The organism is Pseudomonas sp. SL4(2022) (assembly GCF_026625725.1).
Taxonomy (GTDB): Bacteria; Pseudomonadota; Gammaproteobacteria; order Pseudomonadales; family Pseudomonadaceae; genus Aquipseudomonas.
The window spans coordinates 1,102,145-1,113,934 of sequence record NZ_CP113060.1 but is presented as its reverse complement, the minus strand read 5'-3'; the positions used below and the strand labels follow the sequence as shown (position 1 = coordinate 1,113,934).

16 protein-coding genes are annotated in these 11,790 nt (G+C 60.1%); all 16 read left to right on the top strand.

The features are described 5' to 3' along the window. Window positions 1–388: 388 nt before the first annotated feature. A complete protein-coding gene (locus tag OU997_RS05310; protein WP_267809327.1) occupies window positions 389–712 on the top strand; it encodes a phage holin family protein in 324 nt (107 codons plus the stop codon). After that, complete coding sequence (locus tag OU997_RS05305) at window positions 712–1,092, top strand: HNH endonuclease (RefSeq protein ID WP_267809326.1); 381 nt, start codon at window positions 712–714, stop codon at window positions 1,090–1,092. Before OU997_RS05310 ends, OU997_RS05305 begins: the two co-directional genes overlap by 1 nt. Window positions 1,093–1,210: 118 nt before the next feature. After that, window positions 1,211–1,741 (top strand): P27 family phage terminase small subunit, encoded by a 531-nt coding sequence (locus tag OU997_RS05300; RefSeq protein WP_267809325.1) that lies wholly within the window; start codon window positions 1,211–1,213, stop codon window positions 1,739–1,741. Next, window positions 1,704–3,533 (top strand): terminase large subunit, encoded by a 1,830-nt coding sequence (locus tag OU997_RS05295; RefSeq protein WP_267809324.1) that lies wholly within the window; start codon window positions 1,704–1,706, stop codon window positions 3,531–3,533. Before OU997_RS05300 ends, OU997_RS05295 begins: the two co-directional genes overlap by 38 nt. Next, on the top strand, window positions 3,530–3,706 hold the full coding sequence (locus OU997_RS05290) for a hypothetical protein (RefSeq protein ID WP_267809323.1): 177 nt from the start codon (window positions 3,530–3,532) through the stop codon (window positions 3,704–3,706). Before OU997_RS05295 ends, OU997_RS05290 begins: the two co-directional genes overlap by 4 nt. Before the next feature lie 2 nt (window positions 3,707–3,708). Continuing rightward, window positions 3,709–4,980, top strand: coding sequence for a phage portal protein (locus OU997_RS05285; RefSeq protein WP_267809322.1), 1,272 nt, complete (start codon window positions 3,709–3,711; stop codon window positions 4,978–4,980). Further along, on the top strand, window positions 4,977–5,924 hold the full coding sequence (locus tag OU997_RS05280) for a S49 family peptidase (RefSeq protein ID WP_267809321.1): 948 nt from the start codon (window positions 4,977–4,979) through the stop codon (window positions 5,922–5,924). The genes OU997_RS05285 and OU997_RS05280 overlap by 4 nt, the downstream gene beginning before the upstream one ends. Before the next feature lie 61 nt (window positions 5,925–5,985). After that, window positions 5,986–7,311 carry a phage major capsid protein gene (locus OU997_RS05275; protein WP_267809320.1) on the top strand — a complete coding sequence of 442 codons (1,326 nt, stop codon included), beginning with the start codon at window positions 5,986–5,988 and terminating at the stop codon, window positions 7,309–7,311. A 55-nt stretch (window positions 7,312–7,366) separates the two neighbouring features. Then, window positions 7,367–7,633, top strand: coding sequence for a hypothetical protein (locus tag OU997_RS05270; RefSeq protein WP_267809319.1), 267 nt, complete (start codon window positions 7,367–7,369; stop codon window positions 7,631–7,633). Then, window positions 7,633–8,187, top strand: a complete 555-nt coding sequence (locus OU997_RS05265; RefSeq protein ID WP_267809318.1) for a hypothetical protein — start codon at window positions 7,633–7,635, stop codon at window positions 8,185–8,187. Before OU997_RS05270 ends, OU997_RS05265 begins: the two co-directional genes overlap by 1 nt. Before the next feature lies 1 nt (window position 8,188). Further along, the gene (locus tag OU997_RS05260) at window positions 8,189–8,740 is read left to right on the top strand and encodes a head-tail joining protein (protein WP_267809317.1); all 552 of its coding nucleotides are present in this window, start codon (window positions 8,189–8,191) and stop codon (window positions 8,738–8,740) included. Continuing rightward, on the top strand, window positions 8,740–9,348 hold the full coding sequence (locus OU997_RS05255; RefSeq protein ID WP_267809316.1) for a hypothetical protein: 609 nt from the start codon (window positions 8,740–8,742) through the stop codon (window positions 9,346–9,348). The genes OU997_RS05260 and OU997_RS05255 overlap by 1 nt, the downstream gene beginning before the upstream one ends. 3 nt (window positions 9,349–9,351) lie before the next feature. Continuing rightward, window positions 9,352–9,798: a hypothetical protein gene (locus tag OU997_RS05250; RefSeq protein ID WP_267809315.1), complete on the top strand. Its 447-nt coding sequence runs from the start codon at window positions 9,352–9,354 to the stop codon at window positions 9,796–9,798. A 23-nt stretch (window positions 9,799–9,821) separates the two neighbouring features. Then, window positions 9,822–10,610 carry a hypothetical protein gene (locus tag OU997_RS05245; RefSeq protein ID WP_267809314.1) on the top strand — a complete coding sequence of 263 codons (789 nt, stop codon included), beginning with the start codon at window positions 9,822–9,824 and terminating at the stop codon, window positions 10,608–10,610. Window positions 10,611–10,733: 123 nt separating this feature from the next. Beyond that, window positions 10,734–11,375 carry a hypothetical protein gene (locus tag OU997_RS05240; RefSeq protein ID WP_267809313.1) on the top strand — a complete coding sequence of 214 codons (642 nt, stop codon included), beginning with the start codon at window positions 10,734–10,736 and terminating at the stop codon, window positions 11,373–11,375. Between the two features lie 52 nt (window positions 11,376–11,427). Beyond that, window positions 11,428–11,790 (top strand): hypothetical protein, encoded by a 363-nt coding sequence (locus OU997_RS05235; RefSeq protein ID WP_267809312.1) that lies wholly within the window; start codon window positions 11,428–11,430, stop codon window positions 11,788–11,790.

Sequence of the window (11,790 nt, the reverse complement as noted above, 5' to 3'; positions counted from 1 at the left end):
AAAGGTAGGGAAGTGGGGAACAGTTAGTAGGGACGCGGGGTGTAGCGTTGCCCCACCTTGAAAGCGGTGTAGGTCATGTGGGGTTGCGCCTGCGGCGCGGTAGCCGGGGTTTGTTATATGTGCGGTGCATTGCGGGTGCTTTGTTGTCGCTTTGCTGGTGCATTGCTGGGGTGGCAGCGTTAGGCCCTTGCTGCCACCGGAATCGAGGGGTATAAATCAGCCATCTTCGAAGAGGTCCGCAAGGGCAGCTTCACTACAAACCCGGCCACCGCGCCGGGTTTGTTGTTTATGGCGCCCCGTGGTTGCGGTGCCTTGCGCAGGGATGCGCTACCTATTCGAGCCTCGGCAGTTGCCGGGGCTTTTTTGTTTCTGGCATTAGGAGCCCGGTATGTCGACTGAACAGCAGATGCAACAGGGCTTGGCCGACTTGCCCACTTGGTTGCTGATTCTGGTTGCGCTGGCTGGCTTGGTTGGCGAGATGCGCCAGGCTGATGTGCCGGGTGTTGCGATGACTGAGATCATCAAGCGTGTGGTGCTGCGGTTCGGTAGCTCTGCTCTGTTCGGCATGGCCGCCCTGATGGTTGGCCTGGCCTGGTGGAACAACGCTTACCTTGCTGGTGCTGCTGGCATCGGCATTGGCCTGCTTGGCGCGGACATCGTGGGTGGGATCTACGCCCGCTACCTGGCCAAGCGCGCCGGGCTGGGTGGCTGATGCGTCCTGCCAAGAAGCCCAGCTCAACCTTCAAGGGTTACGGTTACCGGTGGAAGCTGGCGCGCGCTGACTTCCTGCGCCGCAACCCGCTCTGCCGGTTCTGTCAGGAAAAGGATCTGTTGGTCGCCGCTTCGATTGTCGACCACATCGTTGCCCACAAGCTGGGTGACGCCAAGTTGAGTGGCTGCCCTGACCAGATTGCGAAGGCCTGGAAGCTGTTCTGGGATCGCACCAACTGGCAGTCGCTGTGCAAGACCTGCCACGACTCGACCAAGCAGCGGATGGAGAAGTCGGGTCACCGTGGCTGCGCCGAGACTGGCCGCCCGCGCGATCCGCGCCACCACTGGAACCTCCAAGCCCCAGGGGGTAGGGGGGGTTAAAAACCCTCAAAAATTCGGATGTCGAACGACGGGGGGAACTCGCTTCGCAACGCCGGGAAAAATGGGGGGTGACCCCTTTCTGGTGGTACGCGTTGCTACGTGAAATCTGAGGTGTTCTATGTCTGGGAATGGCAACTCTGGCCGTACAGCCCAGCCTGCTGTGTTGCACCTGCTCCAAGGTAACCGGAGCAAACGCAACCCCAAGGATCTGCTTGAGGAAGTCGCCAAGCCTGCCGTTCCCGTTGCGGCACCAGATAAGCCTGACTGGCTTGATGACGCTGCTGGCCGCGAGTGGGATCAGCTGATCCCTGCTCTGCTCACGCTGGGGCTGGTCACCCGCTTGGATGGCCAGGCGCTTGGTCAGTATTGCGAAGCGGTGGCCGAGTACCAGCGTTTCACCCTTGCGATACGTGAGATCAACAACAACGTGCTGACGCCACGCGGCGGCGACGTACAGACATACCGCACGGGTGCCAAGGATCTCTCCATCTGGCGCAAGCTGCGCAATGACGCCCAGCGGCGTGCCGATGACCTCGGCCGCCAGTTCGGCCTCACGCCGCTTGCCCGCCGAGGCCTGAAGCCTTCTGCGCCGCAAGGTGAGTTATTCCCAAATGGACCAAAAGACGCCGCCGAGCGCTTCTTCACCTGAGCTGGCTGATCGTGTTACAGGCTTTGCGAATGCGGTGCTGGATGGCCTGACCGTGGCCGGGCCTGATGTACGAAACGCCTGCAAGCGCCACCTGCGTGACCTAGTTGAAGGCCCGCTGCGCGGGCTGGTTTGGGATCTGGAAGCGGCCAACCGGGCCATTGCATTTTTTGAAGAGGTGCTGTGCCTCAACGGTGGCGAGTACGAGGGGCAGCCATTCCTGCTTGCGCCCTGGCAAGCCTTCATCGTTGGCTCGCTATTCGGCTGGTACAACGTGGAAGGCTTTAGGCGTTTCCGGATCGCCTACATCGAGACGGGCAAGGGGTCTGGTAAGTCGCCGTTGCTGGCGGGTATTGGCCTGTACGGCCTGGCTGCTGATGGTGAGCAGCGCGCTGAGATCTATGCTGCCGCGACCAAGCGTGACCAGGCCATGATCCTGTTCCGCGATGCGGTGGCCATGGTGAACTTGTCGCCGCACCTGAGTGCGCGGCTGCAGCAGTCAGGCCGCGATGAAAAGGTCTGGAACCTTTACTACCCCAACAGCTTTTCATTCTTTCGCCCGATCAGCTCCGACGAAGGCCAGTCAGGCCCGCGTCCGCACATGGGGCTGATCGATGAGGTGCACGAACATAAGAACGCCAGCGCCATCGACATGATGCGCGCAGGCACAAAGAACCGCCGTAAAGCGCTGATCGCCATGATCACCAACAGCGGCTCAGACAAGAAAAGCGTTGCCGGCCAGTACCATGAACTCGGTATTCGCGTTTGCAATGGCTCGCAGGAAGGCGACAGCCTCTTTGCATTCATCTGCTCCCTTGATGAGGGCGATGACCCGATCAAGGATGAAAGCTGCTGGGCGAAGGTGAACCCCTCGCTGGACTTCATTGCAGAAGGCCAGACCGATGGCATCCCTGGTCGCCAGTACCTGCGAGAGCAGGTGCAGGAAGCACGCGGCATGCCCAGCAAAGAGTCAGTGGTTAGGCGGCTGAACTTCTGCGAGTGGACCCAGGCAACGTCACCGTGGATCGCTTATGACGTATGGACTGAAGCCTGCGAGCCAGTGGCAATGCGCATGCTCCGAGATCGCCCGTGTGTTGCTGGCCTCGATCTGGCCAGTACTCAAGACCTGACAGCGTTCGTGCTGCTGTTCTACCCGACTGTTGCAGATCCGCACTGGCGGCTTCTGCCGTACTTCTGGATACCCGATCACGAGCTTGAAGAGCGTGAGAAGCGCGACCAGGTGCCCTATGGCGTATGGATTCGTGAGGGGCATCTAGAAACAACGCCCGGCCGGGCTATCAGCAAGCTGCATGTGCTGCGGCGTCTGCAGACCATCTGCGCCTACTTCAGTGTTGATCAGATCGCCTATGACCGCTGGCGTATTGAGGATCTGCTGCAGCTGATGGAGGAACACGACATCAGCCTGCCGCCAATGAAAGGCTTCGGCCAGGGCTATCAGTCGATGTCACCAGCCGTTGATGAGTTTGAGCGCCGCTTACTCGGCATGGCCGCGCCGACCGAGGTGATTGACCTCAACGCAGAAGACTGGGAACTGGTCAGTGATGCCGCTGCTGAGGTGGTCGAGACCCTTCGCCATGACGGCAACCCGGTGATGACCTGGTGCGCCGGCAACGCGGTGATCACCTCAGACCCTGCGGGCAACCGCAAGGTCGATAAGTCAAAGGCCACCGGGCGCATCGACGGCATTGTTGCTGCCGTCATGTCCACCGGTATCAGTGGTTCCGCCTCGGTTGGTGGGGGCACCTCAATTTATGATCAAGGTGTCGGTATATGAAACTGCTCATCGCATCCTGGGTGGCTGGCCTGCTGGGCTTCGGCCTCATGGTGGCGGGCGTGGCCCAGCTCAACGTGCCGGCTGCCTGCATTGTTGCGGGCATCGGCTTGCTGTGCTGGTCGCGGCTAGCTGACCGCGCTGCCGCCGTGCAGCTCAACAATAAAGGGGCTTGAGCATGTTTCTTTCCAGTGCGCTTGGTCTCGGCCAGGGCAGTCTGACGGACGTAGGCAACGGGTCGTGGCGAGGCCTGATCGGCTCTGCTCGCAACAGTGCGGGGGTGGTTGTCACGCCGGAGTCGGCTCTGAGTCTGCCCATCCTGCAGAACTGCGTCACGCTGCTGGCAGAAAGCATGGCTCAGCTGCCGCTTGAGGTCTACGAACGTAAAGAGAAAGGCCAGCGCGAGCCGGCAATCAACCACCCGCTGTATGACGTTCTGCGCTACCAGCCCAACGGTTTTCAGACCCCATACGAATATCTGGAAGGGCGGCAGATTGCGCTCGGGCTGCGCGGCAATGGCTTCAGCTGGATTGACCGCCGTGAAGACGGCAACGTCACGGCGCTCTGGCCGCTGGACAATGACAAGACCCAGGTTTTGAAGGGCGGCGACATGCTGCCCTATTACCGTGTGGGTGCCGGTGAGCCGGTGCCGATGCGCATGATTCACCATGTGCGTTGGGGTAGCACCAACAACTACATGGGTATGTCGCCGATTGAGCTGCATGCCGAGTCGGTAGGCCTCGCCCAGGCGGTCCGGCAGTACACCAATAAGTCGTTTGCCAATGGTGTGGCAATCTCGGGCGTGATTGAGCGCCCGCGTGAGGCTCCGGCGATCAAGGAACAAGGGACTATCGACCGCATCCTGGATCAGTGGGGTGCCAAGTTCGGCGGCATGGATAACGCCAAAAAGGTCGCCATGCTGCAAGAGGGTATGACCTTCAAACCGGTATCCATGAATAACGTGGATGCCGAGATTGTGGCCATTCTCAAGCTGGCGGCGGCCGACATCGCGCGGATGTACAAAATCCCGCTGCCCATGCTCAACGACCTGGAGAAGGCCAACTACAACACCATCGAGCAGCTGTTGATCCAGTTCGTGGTGTTCGGCTTGCTTCCTTGGGTCAAGCGCCACGAGCAGTCGATGATGCGTGACTTCCTGCTGCCGCAGGATCGGCGCAACTACTTCATTGAGTTCAACCTGTCAGGCCTGCTGCGCGGTGATCAAAAGAGCCGCTACGAGGCCTATGCCATTGGCCGTCAATGGGGTTGGCTCAGCGTCAACGATATCCGCCGGCTGGAGAACATGCCTCCGGTCGATGGCGGCAACATCTACTTGCAGCCGTTGAATATGGTCGACTCCACCAAGGGTGGCGCAGACCTGACCAACCCGAAAGTACGCGCGCAGCTGGAAGCCCAGCAGCTCGAAATCGAAAGGATGCTTGCCCAATGAAACACTACCTACGAGCCGCCAGCCTGCTGTTCAACCAGCCGCTGCTGGTCGCGCCCGACATGCTCGACCTGGGCGTGCGCTGGGCCAATCACGCGATGAACCTGAACATCATCAACATTGGCGGCAGCGGTGCCGCCCTGATGCACGATGACAGCGATTACAGTGAACGCCTGGAGCGCATCGAAGAGCAGCGCCGCACCACCATTGCCCGCACCGGTATTGAGGTGATCGATGTGCACGGCGTGCTGGTCAGCCGGGGCAGCCATATCAACGCCTGCGAAACCATGACCAGCTACGAGGTACTGCGCCAACAGCTCAAGCAGGCTGTGGCCGACCCTATGGTCGAGCGCGTGGTGCTGGATATCGACAGCCCAGGCGGCGCGGCGGTGGGTGCGTTCGAGCTGGCCGCAGACATCCGCGCCCTGGCCCGGCAGAAGCCCATCACCGGCATCGTCAACTACATGGCCTACAGCGGTGGCTACCTGATCGGCTCTGCCTGCAGCGAGTTGGTGGTCAGCCAGACCAGCGGTGTTGGCTCCATCGGCGTGATTGCCAGCCACATGGATCGCTCCAAGATGGAAGAGAACATGGGGGTCAAAGTGACCACCGTGTTCGCCGGGGCGCATAAAAACGACCTCAACCCGCATGAGCCCCTGACGGAGCAATCGCTGAAGTTCCTGCACGAGCTGGTGCACGAGAGTTATCAGATGTTCGTGGCCGCCGTGGCCGATTATCGCGGGCTGTCCGCTGCCCAGGTGATTGCCACCGAAGCTGGCTTGTATCGCGGCCAGTCCGGTATTGCTGCTGGCCTGGCCGACCGCCTGAGCAGTCCGCAGGATGCGGTCGACGATCTATCGCGCGCGGTCGCGCAAAGCCGTGCCAGCCGGCAGGGCGGCCGTATTGCCCTGCGGGCCTCAGCCCTGAACATTCAAGCTCGACTCTGACCGCGTTCGCGGCAGTGACCCCAACCCGCTTCGGCGGGTTTTTTTATGCCTAGGAGGCAGTATGTCCCTTGTACTTCAACTGCGTAGCGAACGCGCCAAACTCAACGATCAGTTGCAGGCGCTGGCCAAAATCGAAGCGGGCGGCACTGCTCTGACCGCTGAGCAACTGGCTTCCTTTACGGATCTGGAAACCCAGATCAATGCCCTTACCGACAAGCTTGGCCGTGCCGAAATTGCTGAGCGTTCGGCGGCCGCTGCGGCGGTGCCGGTAAGTGAGGGCGCACAGGGCATCGCCAGCCCGCCTGCCTCGCACATTCATGTTGCAGGCCCTAATAACCCGGCCGCCACCAAGCCCGGCATCGCCATGGCGCAAATGGTGCGCTTGATCGTGCAGGCCGGCGGTAACCAGCACGAGGCCGCTAAGCTGGCCAAGAGCGGCGGCTATGGCGACGACGTGCAAATGGCGCTGTCCACTGTCACCCCAGGGTCTGGCGGCGTGCTGGTGCCGGAGAACTTCAGTACCAGCGTGATCGAGTCCCTGCGGCCCAAATCGGTTATCCGCCGCATGGGCGCGGTGAGTCTGCCGCTGAACAACGGCAACCTGACGTTGCCGCGTGTGCTGGGCAACACCACTGTTACCTACCTCGGTACCGAGGAAGATATCTCGGTTACCGATATGCAGTTCGGTGACCTCAAACTGGCTGCGAAAAAGGCTGCGGCCATCGTCCCGATCTCCAACGACCTGTTGGCCCATGCCGGCGTCAACCCGCGCATTGATGCGCAGGTGAGCGCGGATCTCGCCACCAGCATGGGGTTGTCGGAGGATCTGCACTTCATTCGTGGTGCTGGCACGGGTGATCTGCCCAAGGGCCTGCGTTACTGGGCACCGGCCGGCAACGTGCTGCCCGCGCCGGCGGGTGCCACTCTGGCGAATGTCGACACCTACCTGGGCGGCATGATGCTGCGCCTGGAGGCGGCCAACGTAGATCTGGCCGCCTGCGGCTGGATCATGGCCCCGCGTGTGCTGCGCTGGTTGCAGGCGCTGCGTGACGGCAATGGCAACAAGGCGTTCCCGGAAATCGACGGCGGCATGCTCAAGGGTTATCCGGTTGCCCTGACCACCCAGGTGCCAATCAATCTGGGTGCCGGCACCAATGAGACGGAGATCTACTTCGTCAACTTCGCCGACTGCTACATCGGTGAAGACACCAATCTGGCCATCGCCATCAGCACTGAGGCTTCCTACAAGGATGGTGGCGGCAACATGGTGAGCGCCTTCCAGCGTGACCAGACTCTGGTCCGTGTGATCAGCAAACACGACTTTGGCCCGCGCCACATCGAGTCCATTGCGGTGGGCACCGGCATTACCTGGGGTGCCGGCATGTAACCCGCGCGCCCCGACTCGTGCGGGGCGCACCTTTCTGCAATGCGAGGAATCTGTAATGAGCGAATTAAAACCCGTCACCTTCGCCAAGGTGTGGCGCGGCTATAACGTCGGTGAGACGGCCGGTTTTCCTGATGATGTGGCAGACACGTTGGTGAGCAATGGCACCGCCGTTGTATACGACGAGAATGCCGCCAAACCGAAGCGGGGCGGCAGGGCCGCGACTGCGGCACCTAAGCCTGCAGCTACTTCGGCCCCAGTATCACAGGCTCCCACTGGCGCTCCGGCACCAGTTGTTGATCCGGCTCTTGAGCCTAAACCCTAATGGCGCGTCGAATTGCCTACTCCGGCGCGCCGGCAATCACCCTGGCCGAGTTGGCGTTGCAGTGCCGTGCTGAGGCCGCTGACCTGGCACCGGAAAAGGCGCTGATCGAGGGCGTGATTATCCCTGGCGTTACTGCGCAGGCTGAGGAGCGTACCGGAGCGGCAGTTCGCGCGGCTGAGTATGTCGAGGATTGGCCGGCGCATTACAGCTCCGGCCGACCCTTGGACGTTGGCCAGGCCACTGAGATCGTTTCAGTGGCGCGCCTGCACAACGGCGGCGTGGATGTACTCACGGTGGCCACGGATCTGCGTCAGGGTAGTCGTGAGAGTTTTCTGCACTTTCCTGATGGCCGGCCTTCTGGCGAGCTGCGTATCACCTACAAGGCCGGTGTCGATTTTGCTGCCTACCCGGGTGTGCGTATGTGGCTGCTGATGAATGCGGCCACCGCGTATGAGTTTCGTGAGCGCTTTGTGGCGGGCACGATCCTGGCCGAGCTGCCGTCAACGTTCACGGATTCCATGCTGGCCGAGATCACCGTGCCGCCGAGGTTCTGATATGCGTGCTGGAACACTGCGCAATCGCGCCCAGGTGCTCAGCTTGTCGGCTGATCTTTGCACCATTGATCACGGTACGCGCTGGGTCAGTTTCCGCTCCAAGGCTGCTGGTGATGCCCCACAGGTGAGTGGCCTGCGGGCCAGCGCCATGGTTGAGGTGCGTGCTCGATTCAGTGATGAGCTGCAGCAGGGGCGCTATCTACGCCACGGTACACGCTTGCTGTACATCGCCAGCGCCCCGCGTGATCCCATGGGAACGCGGACCGAGCTGGTGTTGAGCTGTGATGAGCTGGTCGGCCAGCCGGCCGAGTATCGACCGCAGGGTGGGGTGCCGGTTTGTTGCCGGGTGCATCTGAGTCACCAGGCACCGTTCCTTGATGAGCTGGGCCAGGTTACGGACTACAAGACCAGGGTAGAGGTGGCCGTGATCGAGGTGGGGCGGCCTGAAGAGGGCGATCAGCTGTTGATCGCCGGCACGCTCTACAACGTGATTGGCTACGCGCGCGACAGTGATGATGGTGTGGTGCGCGGCCTTTGGCTGGAGGCGTTCTGATGAGGATCGGCATTAGCACCCAGGGCTTTGAGGCGGCCAAGCGGCAGCTTGAGAGCCTGGGTAAAAACATTGATCCGGTACTGCGCGGCGCGCTCAACACCACTGCTGCAGAGGTGCGCAAACGCCGCTACACGCCGGTGCTGGCGCGGATGTTCAAGAGCAGCAGTTGGGTGAATAAGCGCATCGTCATCAAGCGGGTAAACACCCGCAAGGGGCGGTTCGATGCCCGCCTGATCCCCAGCTCGGCGGGGGTGAATGTGACTGAGTACCGGCGCTGGGGTTACCAGGCCATCGACCAGACACGCGCCCGCATCTTGGTTGGAGTGTTCAAGGGCCACAAGATCGCGGCAGGCTTTGTGAACCCATCCAGCTTTGCCCGCCGGCCGTTGGCCACGCGCAGCAGCGTAACGCGCAACGTCAAGAAGCGCGGCGGGGCGTTCACTTACAAGTACGGCACTGGCACCCAGACTGGCGTTATGCCGGCCATGGGGCCGTCTGTGGCGTTCTTTTTCAAGCGTCTTACCTCGGCTACCACCGTCAGCTGGGCAAACCAGAAGCTGCAACAAGAGTTCCAGCGGCGCATGCGTCGCGAGCTGCTTAGAGGTTAATTCATGTCATCACTGCCCAAGGCCACCCAGGTCGGTAAAGACCTGCGCGCGCTGCTGGAACAAATCAAACCCATCAACGGTTACTACACCGACCTGCAGCGGGTGTATGGGCCGACCGAAACGGCGAAGGACAACGCCCCAAAACCCTATGCCCTGGTGCGGCCCGGCACCGACACACGAACCAGCACGGCCGGTTTCCAGGCCACGCGGCTTCGGTACTTCGATATCGAGGTGGTGTTCGCTAACGGCGAAGAAGTAGAGGCCGCGCTGGACGCTGTGCATATCGACATCCTGCGGGCGTTGGGGCTTGGGCGGGATCTGCCTGAGCGCAAGTTCCCTGGTCTGGTTGATGACGAAGATGAGGCCACACCCAGCTACGCCAGCAACGGCACCAAAACCCACAGCATCACCATCACCATCGGCGTGACCTACGTCGCGACCTATAACTGACGGCCGCAGGCCAGGAGCATCCAATGAGTCTCATGCTATACACCCAGCTATTTCGCGGCCCGACCGAAATTGCACCGTGGCCCAGTCGCGTGTTCGAGGAAGTGTTCAAGCTGCAGAACATGACCGCTGAACCCACCACTGCTGAAATCGGTCAGGCAGACCCCACGCGCGTTGGCTTGCCGCCGCTGGATAGCGTCACCTCTACCAGTGAAATTATCCTCACTGGTGAGGCGGTGAACTTCAGTCCCCAGGCTGCTGCTATTGCTATGTACGGCAGTGTTACCCGTGTGCCTGGTGGCTCGGTGGATGATGAAGAGGTGGATGCCTATATCGACCGCACCATCATGCTGCAGTACATCCCCCTGGTGGTTGCTAGCGTTAAGAGTGATGACGATGCGGTCACCTATACGCGCAACATCGACTACGCCATCACCGCTTCTGGCTTGCGCATCCTTCCGGGCGGGCCGCTGGCCGCGGCGATTACTGCAGCAGTGGCAGTGCCTGGTGAGCTGAAGCACGTGCCGATCAAGGTCACCTACACCTACATGACCTACGACCTGATCAAGCCTTTCACCACCGGACAGAAGTTCTGGCGGGTGCTGGTTGGCCAGGTCAACGAAGGCGGTAACAACGAGCGCCGCCGCATCGAGTGCTTCTACTGCAAGATCACGCTTAATGGCGGCATCCCACTCAACCAGGGGGCCGAGTTCGGTGTGATCCCGATTCAGATCAAGCTGCTGCCTGATCCGAACATCTTTGACCCGGATGAAGCTGCTATGTGGCAGTGGGAGGTTCAGGCTGTAGCGGCCTGACCTGCATGCTAAAGTCCCTCCCACGCCAACTGGGAGGGATGTCCTGTGCAGTGTCCAAAGTGTAATCATGAGCCAACTCTGGCTGAGATTCAGCGCTCGCCGGAGTGCTGTCCGTCATGCGGCGTGTACTACGCCAAAGTTTCGGTTTCGCCTGCTGCGGCCGGCTCTGGGTTAGTTGCTGATAATTCAATTAAGCCTGCGATAAAGTTCACCGACTGGCTTGACAGCAACCCGCGTATGAAAATAGTTGGAGCATTACTGCTGGGTATTGCAGTTGGTTATTTTGCTGGGCGTGAACACGTTAAATACGAAATCAAAAGCGCCATTCAGGGTTCGTTCAGTGAGCTTGCGGGTGCATTTTCTGGAGCGAACAAGTCGCAGCAGGGGCGCTCAGAGGTCAAGGTTGCTGTTGAGCCAGGCCCGGTTAGCGCATCATTCATCAGAAAGTCTTATCGCGATGATGGCAGTGGGCAAGACAGCATTGATATCGTCCTTGATTTTACGAATACAGGCCCGGTGGACATAAGAGCCTTTGATGGTGTTCTTCAGTTTACTGACTTGTTAGGGAACAAAATCCTTGACTCAAAGGTTGCTGTGAATGACTTGGTTGCAGCCGGAAAGATCCTGTCTTGGCAGGGCAGTATTGATTACAACCAGTACATCGATAGGCATAAGAATTTCAGGTTTGCAGATGAAGGAAGCATCAAGTTGAATTTTGTTTTGAATAAAGTTCTCTACGCAGATGGTCGATTGCAAGAGTATTGAGAACCCTAAATAAAACCCGCCTCGGCGGGTTTTTTATTGCCCCGAGGAAAGTATGAGCGAGCTAAAAATTCTGTACCCCCGGCCTGTTGTGGTGATGGTCGGGTTGCGTCAGGTGAGTATTCGTCCGGTGCAACTGCGTCACTTCGAGGTATTCGGTCAGGCCGCCGGTGGACTGATTGCGGTGATTAATACCGGCACCCCGGCTGCTGTGTATGCCTATGCCGGGAATGGCAGTGCTCTGAGCGCTTTACTGCGTACCTGTACCAACCTCTCCGCCTGGCGTATTCGCCGCATGCCAACGGCAGTGGCGCTGGAGCTGATGATCAAGGTTGTTGAGATCAACTCCGGTTTTTTCGACCAAGCCCTAGTCAAGGCAGCAAGCCAACTGGCTGGGGTTATGTCGCCCAAAGCCTGA